Source organism: Trichocoleus desertorum ATA4-8-CV12 (assembly GCA_019358975.1).
Classification (GTDB): domain Bacteria; phylum Cyanobacteriota; class Cyanobacteriia; order FACHB-46; family FACHB-46; genus Trichocoleus; species Trichocoleus desertorum_A.
This window is the reverse complement of the sequence record JAHHIL010000077.1, coordinates 1-15,756: the sequence shown is the minus strand read 5'-3', so window position 1 is coordinate 15,756 and position 15,756 is coordinate 1. Positions and strand designations below refer to the sequence as shown.

General features: G+C 49.6%; 16 protein-coding genes. 4 read left to right on the top strand and 12 right to left on the bottom strand.

Annotated features, from left to right (window positions below; all coding sequences use genetic code 11):
* Positions 1 to 128: 128 nt before the first annotated feature.
* Positions 129 to 1,421, bottom strand: coding sequence for a valine--pyruvate transaminase (locus KME12_26625; GenBank protein MBW4491340.1), 1,293 nt, complete (start codon positions 1,419 to 1,421; stop codon positions 129 to 131).
* A 467-nt stretch (positions 1,422 to 1,888) separates the two neighbouring features.
* Between KME12_26625 and glgP the strand changes: the two genes are divergently transcribed.
* Complete coding sequence (gene glgP / locus KME12_26620) at positions 1,889 to 4,102, top strand: alpha-glucan family phosphorylase (protein MBW4491339.1); 2,214 nt, start codon at positions 1,889 to 1,891, stop codon at positions 4,100 to 4,102.
* 131 nt (positions 4,103 to 4,233) lie between these two features.
* On the opposite strand, the gene KME12_26615 is transcribed toward glgP, so the two are convergent.
* Positions 4,234 to 4,875 carry a hypothetical protein gene (locus tag KME12_26615; protein MBW4491338.1) on the bottom strand — a complete coding sequence of 214 codons (642 nt, stop codon included), beginning with the start codon at positions 4,873 to 4,875 and terminating at the stop codon, positions 4,234 to 4,236.
* 167 nt (positions 4,876 to 5,042) lie between these two features.
* On the opposite strand from KME12_26615, the gene KME12_26610 reads away from it, so the two are divergent.
* Entirely contained in the window at positions 5,043 to 5,882 is an 840-nt protein-coding gene (locus tag KME12_26610; GenBank protein ID MBW4491337.1) for a Tab2/Atab2 family RNA-binding protein, read from the top strand.
* A gap of 103 nt (positions 5,883 to 5,985) precedes the next feature.
* On the opposite strand, the gene KME12_26605 is transcribed toward KME12_26610, so the two are convergent.
* The 10 genes from KME12_26605 to KME12_26560 form a co-directional block, all read right to left on the bottom strand.
* Positions 5,986 to 6,699: a rhomboid family intramembrane serine protease gene (locus KME12_26605; protein ID MBW4491336.1), complete on the bottom strand. Its 714-nt coding sequence runs from the start codon at positions 6,697 to 6,699 to the stop codon at positions 5,986 to 5,988.
* A 194-nt stretch (positions 6,700 to 6,893) separates the two neighbouring features.
* Positions 6,894 to 7,226: a c-type cytochrome gene (locus KME12_26600; GenBank protein ID MBW4491335.1), complete on the bottom strand. Its 333-nt coding sequence runs from the start codon at positions 7,224 to 7,226 to the stop codon at positions 6,894 to 6,896.
* A 145-nt stretch (positions 7,227 to 7,371) separates the two neighbouring features.
* On the bottom strand, positions 7,372 to 7,863 hold the full coding sequence (gene psbV2 / locus KME12_26595; protein MBW4491334.1) for a photosystem II cytochrome PsbV2: 492 nt from the start codon (positions 7,861 to 7,863) through the stop codon (positions 7,372 to 7,374).
* Between the two features lie 141 nt (positions 7,864 to 8,004).
* Positions 8,005 to 8,493 (bottom strand): cytochrome c-550, encoded by a 489-nt coding sequence (psbV, locus tag KME12_26590; GenBank protein MBW4491333.1) that lies wholly within the window; start codon positions 8,491 to 8,493, stop codon positions 8,005 to 8,007.
* A gap of 209 nt (positions 8,494 to 8,702) precedes the next feature.
* Entirely contained in the window at positions 8,703 to 9,626 is a 924-nt protein-coding gene (gene accD / locus KME12_26585) for an acetyl-CoA carboxylase, carboxyltransferase subunit beta (GenBank protein MBW4491332.1), read from the bottom strand.
* A 211-nt stretch (positions 9,627 to 9,837) separates the two neighbouring features.
* Positions 9,838 to 10,056, bottom strand: a complete 219-nt coding sequence (locus KME12_26580) for a DUF2007 domain-containing protein (GenBank protein ID MBW4491331.1) — start codon at positions 10,054 to 10,056, stop codon at positions 9,838 to 9,840.
* Positions 10,057 to 10,211: 155 nt separating this feature from the next.
* Positions 10,212 to 11,033 carry a prepilin peptidase gene (locus tag KME12_26575; GenBank protein ID MBW4491330.1) on the bottom strand — a complete coding sequence of 274 codons (822 nt, stop codon included), beginning with the start codon at positions 11,031 to 11,033 and terminating at the stop codon, positions 10,212 to 10,214.
* A gap of 109 nt (positions 11,034 to 11,142) precedes the next feature.
* A complete protein-coding gene (locus KME12_26570) occupies positions 11,143 to 11,370 on the bottom strand; it encodes a hypothetical protein (GenBank protein ID MBW4491329.1) in 228 nt (75 codons plus the stop codon).
* 144 nt (positions 11,371 to 11,514) lie between these two features.
* The gene (gene leuB / locus KME12_26565) at positions 11,515 to 12,606 is read right to left on the bottom strand and encodes a 3-isopropylmalate dehydrogenase (GenBank protein MBW4491328.1); all 1,092 of its coding nucleotides are present in this window, start codon (positions 12,604 to 12,606) and stop codon (positions 11,515 to 11,517) included.
* Positions 12,607 to 12,794: 188 nt separating this feature from the next.
* Entirely contained in the window at positions 12,795 to 13,157 is a 363-nt protein-coding gene (locus KME12_26560) for a hypothetical protein (protein ID MBW4491327.1), read from the bottom strand.
* Between the two features lie 280 nt (positions 13,158 to 13,437).
* Between KME12_26560 and KME12_26555 the strand changes: the two genes are divergently transcribed.
* Together KME12_26555 and KME12_26550 are read left to right on the top strand one after the other, a co-directional pair.
* A complete protein-coding gene (locus KME12_26555; protein MBW4491326.1) occupies positions 13,438 to 14,679 on the top strand; it encodes a DUF2252 domain-containing protein in 1,242 nt (413 codons plus the stop codon).
* 178 nt (positions 14,680 to 14,857) lie between these two features.
* On the top strand, positions 14,858 to 15,649 hold the full coding sequence (locus KME12_26550; protein ID MBW4491325.1) for an ABC transporter ATP-binding protein: 792 nt from the start codon (positions 14,858 to 14,860) through the stop codon (positions 15,647 to 15,649).
* Positions 15,650 to 15,756: the final 107 nt, after the last annotated feature.

The following is a 15,756-nucleotide window of genomic DNA, read 5'->3' as shown; positions in this document are numbered from 1 at the left end:
CACCCTCATGGTTATCAAGTTGTCAAGGTTCTGTTGAACCAGGCGGTCATACCCTCAAACCTTTATAAGTCTTGGGTTTCAGACCAACGAATCACAGCCGCGACTTTAGTCCGGGGTAAGCTTACGACTCAAGAAACCCCCTCACTTGCGGCTGTTGATTGATAAACTTTTGTGACCACTTTGGCTAAGCGCTGCATGCCGATCGCAATTTCTTCGTTGCTCGCGGTGAGGCTAATCCGAACGCACTGCTGTTTGTGAGGCCAATCTTCGCTTAACCCCGGAAAGAACGAGCTACCCGGTACGACAATCACACCTACCTGCTTGAGTTGTTGATAGAACTCCCAGTCGGTGATGGGTAAGTTTTGTAACCACAGCCAAGCAAAAATAGCGCCTTCACCCCGATGAAGAAACCAAGGAATGTCTTGGGGCATGGCTTGATCGAGGCTGGTTTCGACGACCGTAAACTTGTCTTGGTAATAAGGACGAATGACTTGAGTGGAAATTTCAGCGAGTGCTCCAGAGGCAATTGCCTGCGCCGCGATCGCTTGGCCATAACGAGACGAGTGAATACACAAGTTTGTCTGAAAAGACTCTAAAACTTGAATCACTTTCTCATCGCCGATCGCAATTCCCACCCGTTCTCCTGGCAATCCTGCTTTAGACAAGCTCATGCAGTGAACGATATTGTCCCCGAAGACAGGCATCATCTCAGTAAAGTTTAAGGCAGGAAAGGGAGGCGCATAGGCTGAGTCGATCAAGACGGGGACGTTGTGAGGCGTTGCCAGTGCGGCAATTTTTTGCACCTCTTCGTCAGTTAAAACGTTCCCGGTGGGGTTGCAAGGTCGTGAAAACAACACAAACCCAGTGGTTTCATTAATTTCAAGTTGGCTGAAATCGGGGCGATACTTGAAGCGGTGCGCCTGCTCATCTATATCCAGTGCAGGTTTGTAAGCGACCAAAGCTTCCGGGATCAAGGTGACACCGCCATAGCCTGTGTAGTCAGGGCTGAGGGGCAACACAATTTGCTTCAGGTCGCCACTTGTGGTGTAGCCGCCCAAAGCATTAGCCGCATAGAAATAGAGGGCTTGGCTTCCAGGTGTAATTAAAATATTGCGATCGCTGAGGTTAAGTCCATAACGCTGATTAAAATCACGCTGGATCGCTTCAATCAACGGCTGATAGCCTTGGCTCGAACCGTACCGACAGACCACTTCTCCATACTCAGCACTGGCTAGCAATTCTGTGGTGCAATCTCGCCACAGTTGTTCGACTGCTGGCAAAATAACTGGGTTTCCAGCACTCAGATTAATAAACTCCCGACCCTTTCCGGCTCGTAGCGTTTCAATGATGTCTTTCATGATTGCCCGCACCCCGGTGAGGTGAGACATTTGAGTGCCGAATTGCGTCAGGACGGGGTTCATAGAAGAACGAGGTGGCAAGGGTCGCTTGAGCATGCTAATCAATGCTAACCGTTAAGGGGCCGCGATCGCGTGTGCTGAACCAACTGCTCTATCAACTGCGATCGCGCTGCCGTCCGCAATATCGACCCCTTGGCTAGCCTGATCGCCTCATAAGTCATCAACCAATAACGTGGCTTGCAAAACTTAATGAGTCAACAAACTTCTTTAGCTTTATCTACAACTTTAATGACGAAGCTTTAGAGAGTATGAAAAATTACCCCTAAGTTTCTCAACACCTGTCAAGCTAGAACCCAGTCCCGTTGCGTTTACGTTGCTTGTACAGAGCTGATTCGAAGATTTCGTATTTGTCCAGTCGTCAATCGAATATTGCTAAGCACGTTGGACCCCTGATTCAGACCCAATCCGGAGTGATGCCGTTGGATCAGTCTGAGCCGAGATTTTAGTGAAGAGCGAGAGCCTTAAATCCTATGACCAATACTGCTGCTATGAAGCCTGCTGCTAAGCTGAGTGCGAAGTTGCCCCTTCCACTGAAACGACTGGCAGATTTGGCTTATAACTACTGGTGGAGCTGGGCCAATGGCCATGTCTCTTTGTTCCAAAATATTAATCCTGACGAGTGGCAGCGCTCCGGGCATAATCCGGTAGCCCTCCTAGAATCTGCTTCCTACGAACGCCTAACTCAGTTGGCAGAAGACCCCCTGTACCTGAAGCGCTTGCAAGGTCTAGCCACGCAATTTGACCGTTACATGCAAGAAAAAGACACTTGGGCCAACCGAGTCGCACCCCAGTTGTCGCAAGAGCATCCGGTTGCTTACTTCTGCGCTGAGTTTGGCATTCACGAATCGCTTCCGGTCTATTCGGGCGGTCTAGGTATTTTGGCGGGAGATCACCTCAAATCTGCCTCTGACCTAGGCGTGCCGATGGTGGGGGTTGGGTTGCTCTACCGTCAGGGTTATTTTCACCAACGCCTGAACCGCAGTGGCTGGCAAGAGGATTACTACACAGACAATCCTTTTGAGCAGATGCCGCTCGAACTTGTGACTAATGCTGAGGGAGAACCCATCACCATTGAGTTGCAAATTCGCCAACGCATGGTCAAGGTCCAAATCTGGCTGGTGCAAGTGGGGCGAGTTAGGCTCTACCTGCTGGACACAGACCGAGAAGATAATGATCCCATCGATCGCTGGTTGACGGGACATCTTTACGGCGGCAACCAGGAAACCCGAATTGCTCAAGAAGTGGTGCTGGGGATCGGTGGTGTCAGAGCTTTGCAGGCTTTAGGCGTCGAGCCTACGGTTTATCACCTGAACGAAGGCCACGCAGCCTTTTGCCTCCTCGAGTTGACCCGTCTGGAAGTGCAGAAGACGGGCAAATCTTTCTACGACATTGAAGCCTCAGTGCGCGATCGCTGTGTGTTCACCACGCATACGCCCGTACCCGCAGGTCACGACGTTTTCTCTGCCGATCTGATGGACTCCTACTTTGCCCAGTTCTGGCCAGAGTTAGGGTTGTCCCGTGAGCAGTTTATTTCCCTGGGTGCCCGTCGCTTAGGCGATCCTTGGGAGCCGTTTGGCATGACTGTCTTGGCCTTGCGCTTGTGTCGTGGTGCTAATGGCGTTAGTGCCCTGCATGGTCAAGTGTCCCGCAAGATGTGGAGCATTTTGTATCCAGACCGTCCAGAAGATAAAGTGCCGATTAGCCATATTACTAATGGCGTGCATGCCCGCACTTGGACCGCTCCTTTGCTTAGCGATTTGTATACGCAATATCTCGGCGAGAACTGGTCTGCACGTGTGGTTGATCCCGAAATGTGGGCAGGGGTAGACCAAATTCCTAACGAGGAACTATGGTCGCGCCACCAAATCCTCAAAGAGCGCCTAGTGGCTCATACTCGCTTCAAGGTGAAGGCATCGCGGCAGGGACGTGGGGAAGATGGAGATCACATCCATGCTGCCGACCATCTGCTCGATCCCAAAATTCTCACCATCGGCTTTGCTCGTCGCTTTAGCCCATACAAGCGGGGTGCTTTGCTCCTCCGCAATGCCGAGTTAGCTTTGCAAATCTTTGGTAGCTCCGATCGCCCAGTGCAAATTATCTTTGCGGGTAAAGCTCACCCTGCGGATGAGGAAGGCAAACGGATTATTCAGCGCTTGATGGAGTGGTGCCGCCATTCTGCTATTCGCGATCGCGTTGCGTTTATTGAAGACTACGACATTTACACCGCTCAAAAGCTGATTCAAGGTGTAGATGTGTGGCTAAACAACCCGCGTCGTCCCTTAGAAGCTTCAGGAACCAGCGGCCAAAAGGTCTGCTTTAATGGTGGCCTTAACTGTAGTGTGCTAGATGGTTGGTGGTGCGAAGGCTACCAAGCTGGCCCCGATGGCAAAGGTTTGAATGGTTGGGCGATCGGCGAAGATGCCAATACCAGTGACCAAGAACTGCAAGACCGCATCGATTCTGAATCGTTGTATCGGCTCTTGACTGAGGAAATTGTTCCCCTCTACTACGACCAAGATGCCAATGGCATTCCCAACGGTTGGATTCAAAAAATGAAGGCATCTATCAAAACTAACTCTCCTGCCTTCAACACCGATCGCATGGTGGCTGACTATGTGAGACAAATGTATGCTCCTGGTGCAATAGTCAACGCTGAACCCATTCTGGCGAGTGCTCTGGCATAAGTGCTATAGCCGCTAAGTACAAACAGTTGAGCTAACCTGTTCATTTGACTATCAAAAGCTGCCGTCGATAATATGTCTGCGGCAGTTTTTTGTGCCTACTTTAAAGTTCGATCATGCCAGACTACCGCACGTTATGAATTGGTTGAGGTTGTTTTGTCCACACTGACCCTGGATGTAACAACATAAGACCTATTTAATTTCACCAACACGTAATCATTTGACTCTTCAATCCATCCTCGTGATTTATGCCATCGCTTTGAAGGTCGAGAAAGGGTGGAAGTTTGAAAGCCAGATTCATTCATGACCTGCTGGTAGCCTTTGATCAATTGCTCTGGTCCCTCTGCTAATAAGCCATGTCCACTGGTTAGAAGAGCTGCTAGTGATATATTTCCATTGAAATATTGTTCAAACGAAATCCATTCGGCTACTAGCTCTCTGTGTTTTGAGTACAGCCTTCCGGTTACATCCCAAGCATCCACTGTTCCAGCAATACTTCTGAATGTTAGTGAAGTAACAGGTTGTGTATAAGCCCAAAGTAGAGCATGCTCATTGAGCAACTCTAAGTAGCAATCGCCCCCCAAAATGAGATGGTTCTCTCGCTCTTCATAGCAAATTAGCTTCCAAAGCTGAGGTTGTTCATCCTCCTCTACTCCTGGGTAAAGCTGAAGCACTAATTCTAAATCTTCTCCTCTTCGGCAAGCTGAAAATAGGGAGAGTAAACCATACGCTTCAAATTCCCATGTTTCTTGAATGTTCAGTAATTCCTCCAACATTTCGATTACTTAATCCTTAGTTCAGGTTGAATACTTGAAAGTTGTTTTCACGACCTTAATCCTGAGCAGGATACAAAACCAACTGATAGCCTGGAGTAACGATTATATTCAAGCTGGTTTCTCGACAACTTGTTTGTTTTTTAACACACTGAAACGTTAGACACAGTATGCCGATTTGGGAAGCTGATTTTTATCGTCGTCCTTTGCAGGATGAGCAGGGGCACCCCCTGTGGGAGTTGTTGCTTTGCGATCGCACCCGAAATTGGGAATTTAGTGCCCTGTGTCCTCAACCAGATGCCAATGCCGCTTGGGTCGTGGCACAACTACAAAAAGCAGCGGAGTCGCAGCCCTCGCCAGAACGCTTGCAAGTTTTTCGGCCCCAAGCCCTAGGTCTACTGGAACTGGCAGGGAAAGAGCTAGGAATAGCGGTGGAGCCGACTCGCCGAACCTTTGCCTTGAAGCAGTTATTACGAGAGAAAGCCCAGCAGTATTCTCAGCCCAGTAACTATGGTCAACAGCCTTATTCACCCCTAGAGCTAGACAAGCCACCCCCGACCCCCATCGCCGAGAACATTCAAGGAGAACAGTGGCGGTTTGCTGCGATCGCCGCAGGGCAACTGGTAGAAGCTTTTCAAGATCGGCCTATCCCAATTTTGGAAATGCCCGAAATCTTACTCCCTCTAAATTTGGGGCTGGCTTCTGATTTGCCTGTGCCTGGGGTGATTATCGATGCGGGTCGTCGCTCCATGAAGTTGGCTCAATGGTTGCAGCAAGTTCGTCCAGTTGCCTTAAACTACATGGCTGGCAGTCCAGACGGCTTGATTTTAGAAGCTGGTTTAGCCGATCGCTGGGTACTAGCCACCTTTGAAGACCCAGAGGTAAAAACTGCCGCTCAAGCTTACGAGCAACGGAAACAAGCGTCTCAAGGTCTACACTTCTTGCTCGTCCAACCCGATGATTCGGGCATGACCTACAGTGGCTTTTGGCTCCTACAGCCCGTAGATTAAGCCATCTAAAATCCGCGCTACCAAAGAGAACCATAAAAAAACCGCTGAAGTTGTATCTCTACAAAATTTCAGCGGTTAGACAACCTGTTTGGGAGAGAACGCTTTATAGAGCTTTGGCTTCTGGATCGGAGGAAAAAAGTCCGAGTAAAGGCCCTAAAACGGCTCCGAAGACAAAACCACCCGCATGGGCCCAGTAAGCGACGCCGCCTCCTTGCATGCCAATGTTGGTTGGGGCATTGAGGCTGGCCGCTCCATAAAAGGCTTGCTGGACAAACCACCAACCTAAGAAGAAGAAAGCTGGGATGCGGACGGTAGTAATAAAGAAGCCCAGAGGCAGTAGGGTCAAAACTGAGGCTTTAGGATACTTCAAAATATAGGCTCCCATCACCCCGGCGATCGCACCACTTGCCCCCAGCGAAGGAACAGCAGAATTAGGTGAGAAAAACCACTGAGTTAAAGCTGCCAAAGCTCCGCAAGCCAGATAAAAAATTAAATATTTAATATGGCCTAGGCGATCTTCGACGTTGTTGCCAAAAATCCAGAGAAACAGCATGTTGCCTGCAATATGAAGGAATCCACCATGCAGGAACTGCGAACTAAACAAAGTCAGCCATTCCGCTGGTCCAGCACTAACAGATTGGCCCGAAAAGCTTGCAGTTAATTCCCTAGGAACGACAGCCCAAGTATAAAAGAACCTCTCTAACTGGCCTGGAGCTAAACTTAACTCAAATAGAAAAACTAAAATATTCGCAACAATAAGGGCGTAGGTAACGTAGGGCGTGATTATCGTCGGGTTGTCATCACGAAGTGGAACCACAGGCGTTTTTCCTAAGCGTTTACTAGCTGGAGGATAACTGATTGAACCAAAAATGTCGTTCACCTCTAGACAGATTTCTTTACAATCTACGCACTAAAAAACCCCTCATCAAACGGAGGGGTTCTTGAAAAAACTAAATAACTCAATCTATGGAAAATAGCTTTGTAAGTTGAGTTTGTCAGTTCGCTAGAAGCTTACCAACCCTTTTCAGATTGTTCTAGAACGTAGGTTGCCACATCATCAATTTGTGAATCACTGAGGCGGCCACCGAAAGCGGGCATGGCATTCTTACCATTCTTCACTTGGTTGGTGATGGCTTCAACAGAGTTCATGCCAAATTGGGCCAAAGCGTCCTTCTTCAGGGTCTTGTTAGCCATAATGACGTTGTTACCGCCCATATGGCAGGCAGCACAGTTAGCACTGAACACTTTGGCACCATTCGCTGCATCACCTGCGAGGGCAGGACGACCGAAACCAACAGCGAACATTGCGATCGCCACCAAGACGATAGACAATAGCTTTCTCAACACAGTTCTCCTCTACTCAATCAATACACAGCAAACAACAAGAACGCCTTGCTTAGACTATTCTACGCTTCTACAGGGCGTTTTTTAGTGAGGACAGACATCTGGTATAACTGCTGGCAAATTCGCAAAGCGTTTGCATTTTAGCTCAGAAGTCACTGGTACCCCAACCAGGTGCTTTTTGAGCCGCTCTGAGAATAAAAGCAGCAAGTTTTTCCACCTGCTCCTGAGGTAGCCAGCTCTCTGACACCTGGCGACAGACGTAGTTTTCCTCGGTGCCATCATAGGTCATTGGTTGGCGCAAATAATCAACCAAATTATTGATGTTGTCTCGCTGGGGAACTGCTCCCTGCAAAGCAGCCAGCGACAAGGACACCGGCGGATTGGGTAGGGTAGTGCCGCCCAAATGACAGTTCTTACAGTTGTTTTCAAATAAACGTTTACCCACCCCAAAGTCGTCCGGTGCAAACAAACGAGTTTGACTCCCATCTAGATCTACCGCGACAGGCTCAGTGACTCGCAAATACTGGGAGACGTAAGGATCTCCAGCGGCTTGAGCGGGGCTAGCCAACAAAATAATGCCTAGCCAAACCATCAAAATTGCGAGTAAAGGGCGAACTGAAAAGCGTGAACCTAGCATGACAGCGACAACCTAGTAGCGAGTAAGTCAGCGATTCAGCAGATGGCAGAAACTCTTGAGGTCACCACCGTTAGGGATAAGTTGGGCTCAAGGGGAAGGTCTGCGTTTCTGCCAACGACTGTCTCCTAGACGTGACGGGCTTTAATAGTAAATTTTGCCACCGCCCCATTTTTGGCCAACGATCTTGGGTTGTAGGAGAATATGACCCGCGATCGCCACGAGGTCATCCTCGGTCAGGTTTCTCATCTTGGGGAAGATATCAGTGCTTTGAGTGCTAGGATGCAGCTCAGCAATAGATTCAGCCCCGTCGTAGGTGGTGGGATTGTGCATGTAATCCACCAGTGCCTCGATATTGGTACGAGGTGGAGTTGCTAGAGCCAGAGCCTCCGGATCAAGACCCACGTTAGGGTCAGTCTTGGTGCCGCCGCCTACATGACATTGTCCACAAGCGTAGTTAAATAAGCGTTTCCCTTCTTGAACTTCCTTTAAGCTCAAAACAACATTTTGACCTTCGCTACTTGGGACAGTGCGGATAGCTGCATCTAGTTCAGCTGCATTAGCACTGCCGATAAAGGTTTGGAAGGCGAAAAATACAGTGGCCACAGCAAGCCAAATGTATCTTTTAAGCATGGTTCTCCTTAATGTGGCTCAGTTAGCAGATATTCAATCCTCAACACAGGTTGGCTCAACCCATTGCTCCTTATTTTTAGGAGCCCACCCTCATGTCAAGGCCCAAAACTAGCCCTGGAAGTGTCCTGCAAAGGTCAGGATTGAGCCTTTCTAATATCAATATCATGCCACTGAGGGGTCCCTTTCCCAAGAGAACTGCCCGCTGAGTTTCACAAGGGATTTGCAGAACTGAGGGAAACAGCTTCGGGTAAATGCACAAAGTGTGAAGCAGCCGGGGCAGGTTGGTGTAGCCGAATCAGTTGCGCCAGGGTTTTCTTGAGCTGGGTTCGGGGCACGATCGCGTCTACAAAGCCATGTTCCAGCAAATATTCAGCGGTTTGGAAATTATCGGGGAGTTTCTCTCGCAGCGTTTGCTCAACCACCCGTCTGCCCGCAAAACCAATAGTGGCTTTCGGTTCTGCCAAAATGATGTCGCCGAGCATGGCAAAGCTAGCAGTGACGCCGCCGGTCGTGGGATGAGTCAAGATCGGGATATAGAGTAGCCGCGCTTCTCGATGCCGTTCTAAGGCACCAGAGATTTTAGCCATCTGCATCAAGCTGAGCATGCCTTCTTGCATCCGGGCTCCGCCAGAGGCGCACACGAGCATGACTGGCAACCGCTCCCGCGTGGCTCGTTCAATCAGGCGGGTAAATTTCTCGCCCACGACTGAACCCATGCTGCCACCCATAAACCGGAAGTCCATAACTCCCAGCGCGACGGGTAAGCCTTCCAGTTGTCCCAGCCCAGTCTGCACGCCGTCTGGTAGGCTCGTTTTATCTTGCATTTCCCGAAGGCGATCGCCGTAGCCCTTGCGATCGCGAAACTTCAGGGGGTCAATCGGACGAATTGCCGTGTCTAGGGGTAGCCAAGTGTTGGCATCAATGAGTTGGCCGATGCGCTCGTCACTGAAGACTCGAATGTGGTGATTGCACTCTAAGCAAACCATCTGATTTGCCCGCAGGTCTTTGGTGTAAGTCAGAGCACCGCACGACTCACACTTAGTCCAAAGCCCATCGGCAATTTCTCGTTCTTGCCGTTCCTTGCTGGTCGGCTCTGCTTTTCGTCGATTCGCAAACCAATCAAATAGAGACATGAAAGTGATTGATTCCTTTTATTTTGTTATTTCTATTCCAATCAGCCTCAAGCAGGCAAAATCCTGAATTTCGGCCTTAATGGCCTAGCCAGCCTTGATCAAAACAGCTTTGATACCACGGCAAGATTTCTGCCACAGCAATTACTGTAGACCGAAAAGTTTGTTAGTGAGTTGCTAACGAGTTTATGTGAATTTTGTTCACCCGCTTTTGTTATCCCTCTGTTTGCTCTTCCTCCAGGGGACTAATGAGGAGTAAGGCTGTCCATTGGTCTTCGACACGCACTTGTAAAGCAGCAGGACTTCCTAGCCCTAGATAAGGCGCAACACCTAAATCAAGCACCCGAGCTGGAATTTGATGAGCAGCTAGAACCTGCTGCATAATTTCTGCTTCCCAACGGGTACTCGTTGTCCGTAATGTGATCCATGACACGGAGGGATTGTATCAAAAATGTGGGAATTTTTATCAAAAGAGCAAGAAAGTGTAGAGCTTAGAACTGCGCTTGGCAGGCTGAGGCGTCTGGATTCGATCGGATCCTGACAGATTGAGCTAAAGGTGCGATCGCTAGTTCCCATCGGCGTTGTGGCTTAGAGCGAGGGAAAAAATAGCTGCAAATAGCCTGAGATAATGGCTTCACCCCATAATGCTGCAATCAAAGCCCCCAACGCTAGAAAAGGGCCAAAAGGCATTTGTTGACGCCGTCCCAACCAGCCAAAAGCCATCGCTCCACCCCCCACAAAAGCACCCACTGCACAAGCCAAAAATCCCGCCAGCAAAAAATATTTCCAACCAAGCCAAGCGCCCATCATGGCAGCTAGTTTGGCATCGCCCGCTCCCATCGCTTCTTGGCCCAGCGCGATCGACCCAGCTAGAGTAATGAGGTTGAGTAGCCACAGCCCCAGAACTGCACCGATTACCCCTACCATCAGTTGGTTCACGACTGGAGCCACGCTAAAGCTCAGAACCGAGCCAACCGCAACTTGGAAACCTAACCCCACCAACAAACCGGATCGAGTGAGCGGTTCTGGCAGGGTCATGGTATCCAAGTCAATCAGGGATAGGGCTAGCAGCCAACTGACAAAGGTCCAGTAGCCCAAAGTTTGGACGGAAAAACCAAAAATTAGAAAAACCAGCACAAAAAGGGCACCCGTTGCGGCTTCTACCAAGGGGTACCGGGGAGAGATAGGGCTTTCGCAGTAACGGCAACGTCCGCGTAGCCACAGCCAGCCTAAAACCGGAACATTATCTTGCTTACCTAGACGGTGTGAGCACTGAGGACAGCGTGAAGGCGGCCAAAGAACGGATAAGCCTGCGGGTAAGCGATAGACGACAACATTTAGAAAGCTGCCGATAGAGGCACCGAGGGCAAAGGCAATCAGAGCGGTGAGAACTGTAAACAGAGTGTCCATAACCAAGGATTTAGTTTGGCAGTAATGGCCGAACGGGTTATGGTCAGGTTACTGACATTAGAGCACTCAGATGCTCTAGTGACTCCAAACTACCAGCACTCATTCAGCGCTAATAAAGTTCTGACTCAATTTGATTGAAGGGCACGAAACACTCTTGGGGAAGTAAAACGGGCCTGCCAGAGAAAATTAGTTTGCCCCGATGAGTGTAGCGATCGATCGCGACGCCTAAAGGAGGTTGAGTCAGCTCAGGATGAACTTCATAATAAGTACGATAAATCTGCCGCGCGGCTCTGACTACTGCCGGGTCTAAAAAGACGGGAAATTCCACATCTTCTATCCTATTTTCGGGTCGTTGTTGGGAAACGTACACCACAAACCTATCCCTAATTTTTACGCTCGACTTTAGTCGATCTAGGTGATTACAGCAAGGGTTAGAGCAAAATTAGCTCATCACTATCCTCTAACCGCTACCTCTTAACCCCTACTCAGCCCTTTCAAGTGCTTGGATCAAAACCTCCCCCATCTTCCGGCAGCCTACTAGAGTTTTGCCTTCAGACATAATGTCTCCGGTGCGGTAGTCTTGGTCGAGCACCTGCATTACAGCTTGTTCAATGCGATCGGCTGCTACAGGTTGATTCAATCCGTAGCGTAGCATCATAGCTGCACTCAAAACTTGAGCGATCGGGTTGGCTTTGTCTTGTCCTGCAATGTCGGGCGCGGAGCCGTGGACTGGTTCATACACCCCAGGCCCAGAAGCGCCCAAACTGGCAGAGGGCAACATGCCGATGCTACCTGTCAACATGGCAGCAGCGTCGGAAAGAATATCGCCAAACAAGTTACTAGTAACGATGGTGTCGAACTGTTTGGGCCAGCGAACTAACTGCATCGCCGCGTTATCCACGTACATGTGCGAAAGTTCTACATCTGCATACTCAGTCGCCAACTGGGTCACGCGATCGCGCCACAACTGCGAAACATCGAGCACATTGGCTTTATCGACAGAGCATAGTTTTTTGCCCCGCTTCTGGGCGGTTTCAAACGCTACCTTGGCGATGCGATCGATTTCTGACTCGGTGTAAGCCATTGTATTGACGCCACGCTTCTCGCCAGATTCTGTAGCAAAAATACCTTTGGGCTGACCAAAATAAACCCCACCCGTCAGTTCTCGTACCACCATGATGTCAATGCCTTCCACGACTTCGCGCTTGAGGCTAGAAGCATCAATTAACTGGGGCAAAATCTTGGCAGGACGCAAGTTGGCAAACAGTTCTAGACCTGCTCGTAGTTCGAGTAATCCAGTTTCGGGCCGCAAGTTTCGAGGTAACGTATCCCACTTGTAACCCCCAATTGCAGCGAGTAGGACGGCATCGCTATTGCGACAAGTTTCAAGGGTTTCTGGCGGCAGGGGTGCGCCTGTGGCATCGATCGCAGCTCCGCCAATCAAAGCGGATTGAAAATCAAATTCTAGATTGAGCTGCTGACCTACAACTTTCAGCACGTCTACCGACACTGCCATGATTTCAGGGCCGATGCCATCGCCAGGTAGAAGGGTAATTCGGTACTGCTGTGCCATAAGTCAACTCAAAGGGAACGGTGGAAGTACTCACAGGGTATTTATCATACCTGGCCAAGGCACCAACCAATAGACTGTACATAGACTGCACAAAAACAGAAAACCCGTAAAAACTAGGGTCAGCACTAGTCCTTACGGGACAAGGTCAAATTCAGAATGATCAAATTCAGAATGAACAGAATGAACGATTACTGCACCGCATTGTGCAGGTTGCCTGCTGATTCGGGACGAGCTTGGCGGGCACGAATATCTTGCTCTGCTTTTTGAGTTTTAGCAGCCACATCAGAATTGGGTTGGCTCAAGCGGATGTTACCTTCAGCTTGCCGAACCTTACCGCGAATTTGGTCTTCGCGATCGCCAGTCAAATTGCCTTTCATTTCTTGAGTTTTGCCCTGTAGACTTTGCACAAATCCTGTCACCTCTTCACCCAATTCGTTGGTTTGGCTAGAAGCGGCCCAGCTGGGTTGGGCGCTCATCACATTGGCTAAGGTAAGCACTAGCCCCAAGACGACAGCAATCAAAACTCTGCGAACTTGCTGAAATAAACTCACTTCAATCTCCTTTAAAAAAACTGATTTTTGTTGCGAAAATATGACGACTTCAACGTATCGAAGATTCTCGGCTTAACCCTCTTTCGTAGGGGATAAGTCATGCATCCAAACATGCGTAGAACCCATGTGGAACCTTACTTATGGCAGAGTTCTAGTTGCAGTTTTTGGAGTCAATTGGCCTTTGTGCAAAACCGAACTTTTTGTTTTTGTTTTATGTTTTCTGCCGATTTGCCGTTAGGATGTGGCTGTAGAGTACGGTAATGCCTCACAGCGATCGCCTATGACCCGTGCCCCCCTGGTTGAGCGCATTCAGCAATTTAATCAAGGCCGCGATCCGCAACTGCTGCACCGCAAATATAAAACGATGCAACGAAACCCGTTTGCCTTTTTGCGGGGCACTTGCCATTTGTTTTATCAAGATTGGCCGATCGCTGCTGATCTCAATCAATCCCCTTTAACTTGGATTTGTGGCGATCTGCACCTAGAAAACTTTGGCACGTTTAAGGGGGACAACCGCTTAACTTATTTTGATCTCAATGATTTTGATGAAGCAGTGCTCGCTCCCTGTACTTGGGACTTGGCGCGGTTTCTCGCCAGCATTTTTGTCGGTGCCAATGCCTTGGGCCTCAGCGAAACAGAGGCGATCGCTCTTGCTAATTGTTTTTTAACTAGTTATAAGCAAGCGCTGCTGTTTGGTAAAGCAGGCTGGGTAGAGCGGGGAACGGCGACTGGTTTAGTCCAAGAGTTATTGAATCAGTTAAGGCAGCGTAAACGCCAAGATTTTCTGAACAGCCGCACCGAAGTAAAGGGCAGCACCCGCCGCATTCGCTTAGATGGCAAACGAGCCTTGCCAATTGCCAGCGCTGAGCGCAAGAAAATTACTGCCTTAATCGAGAAATTCAGGGTGCAGCAAGCTAAACCCAAGTTTTTTAAGCTGCTGGATGTGGCCCAACGAGCAGCAGGTACAGGCAGTTTGGGCATAGAGCGCTATATCTTACTCGTTGTCGGTCATGGCTCACCTGATGACAATTACCTACTGGATCTCAAGCAAGCTCAGACTTCTGCCTTGCAGCCTTATTTAACGGCACCGCAACCTCAATGGCAAAATGAGGCGGAGCGGATTGTCTCAGTTCATCAACGAGTGCAAGCAAGCTCACCCGCTCTCCTGAGGACGCTGGCGCAGGGTGATAAATCTTTTGTTTTAACGGAACTCCAACCCTTTGAAAACCGAGTCAATTTGGAGGCCAATCGCGGCAGGCTGAAGCGATTAGAAAAAGTAGTCGTGACTATGGGCGAGGTTGTGGCTTGGGGGCAACTGCGGAGTGGAGGGCGGCAAGGCTCGGCGATCGCCGATGAGCTGATTGACTTTGCCCAACAACAAACCTGGCCAGCCACAGTGATGGATTACGCCCGACATTATAGTCAGCAAGTAGCGCAAGACTGGCGCGAGTTCCGTGAAGCCCTTAAAGACGGCGTGGTTGAGCAGCCTAATCTGGAAACAACGGCGGTTGCGCGTTCATAGACCTGCTGTCGGCACTCAATCTATATTCCCCCTGCGTAGAAATGCTGCTTGAATAACCCATTACTCAGCAGCCAATTGTGCCAGTTGTTTCAATTCTATAAACCAGATGCCAAAGCCATAGGCAAAAGGCTAGCCTTGCGGGTAACTTGCATCGCTCCTTAGCACCTATGGCACATCTATGGCAAAAGAATTGGCGATTCGGACTCGTGGGTTGACTAAGCAGTTTGACCGTCACATTGCCGTCCACGATTTAGATTTAGAAGTTGAAATGGGGGAAGTTTACGGCCTGATTGGGCCGAATGGAGCTGGAAAAACTACCCTGATTCGTATGTTGGCGGCAGCAGAAGAACCCACCACAGGCGAAATTTTTATCAATGGCGATCGCCTGTTGCGAGACCATAGCAACCCCAACTTAAAGCAACGGCTGGGCTACTTGCCAGATGACTTTCCGCTCTACGATGACTTAACGGTTTGGGACTACCTCGACTACTTTGCGCGGCTTTACCGTTTGCGAGACCCCCGGCGGACTCGACGCTTACGCGATGTCTTGGAACTGGTGCAACTCAGCCACAAGAGAAACAGCGCGATCGCGACCTTATCTCGTGGCATGAAACAGCGGCTCAGCCTAGCCCGCACCATCATTCATGAACCGATTCTGCTACTGCTAGATGAGCCTGTATCGGGTCTTGACCCCATTGCCCGGATGCAGTTTCGCGAAATCATTAAGGTTTTGCGCGAAGCGGGTATGACAATTTTGATTTCGTCACACGTCCTCAGCGACTTAGCCGAGCTTTGTACCTCGGTTGGGATTATGGAGCTGGGCTATTTGGTCGAAAGTGCTTCTCTCAAAGACCTATATCGTCGTCTGAGTCGGCAACAAATTGTGCTGGCAACGCTAGGGAGCTTGGAGGCATTGCAGGCGGAGTTGAGAAATTACTCCTCGGTCGAAGGTTACGGGTGTGATGCGTAAAGCCCCCGCGTTTCAACCGGGGGATATAAGCGAAGGGTTGAATTTATTCAACCGTGATGCGGGTCGTTAATGTAGTTCATTACCTTCTGGGTGCTAATCTTTCCCGT

Coding starts and splice junctions, on each gene's coding strand:
- KME12_26550 (MBW4491325.1), top strand. CDS start 14,858: ATGGCAAAAGAATTGGCGATTCGGACTCGTGGGTTGACTAAGCAGTTT.
- KME12_26555 (MBW4491326.1), top strand. CDS start 13,438: ATGACCCGTGCCCCCCTGGTTGAGCGCATTCAGCAATTTAATCAAGGC.
- KME12_26575 (MBW4491330.1), bottom strand. CDS start 11,033: ATGGACACTCTGTTTACAGTTCTCACCGCTCTGATTGCCTTTGCCCTC.
- psbV2 (MBW4491334.1), bottom strand. CDS start 7,863: ATGCTAGGTTCACGCTTTTCAGTTCGCCCTTTACTCGCAATTTTGATG.
- KME12_26610 (MBW4491337.1), top strand. CDS start 5,043: ATGCCGATTTGGGAAGCTGATTTTTATCGTCGTCCTTTGCAGGATGAG.
- psbV (MBW4491333.1), bottom strand. CDS start 8,493: ATGCTTAAAAGATACATTTGGCTTGCTGTGGCCACTGTATTTTTCGCC.
- accD (MBW4491332.1), bottom strand. CDS start 9,626: ATGTCTCTATTTGATTGGTTTGCGAATCGACGAAAAGCAGAGCCGACC.
- leuB (MBW4491328.1), bottom strand. CDS start 12,606: ATGGCACAGCAGTACCGAATTACCCTTCTACCTGGCGATGGCATCGGC.
- KME12_26615 (MBW4491338.1), bottom strand. CDS start 4,875: ATGTTGGAGGAATTACTGAACATTCAAGAAACATGGGAATTTGAAGCG.
- KME12_26625 (MBW4491340.1), bottom strand. CDS start 1,421: ATGAACCCCGTCCTGACGCAATTCGGCACTCAAATGTCTCACCTCACC.
- glgP (MBW4491339.1), top strand. CDS start 1,889: ATGACCAATACTGCTGCTATGAAGCCTGCTGCTAAGCTGAGTGCGAAG.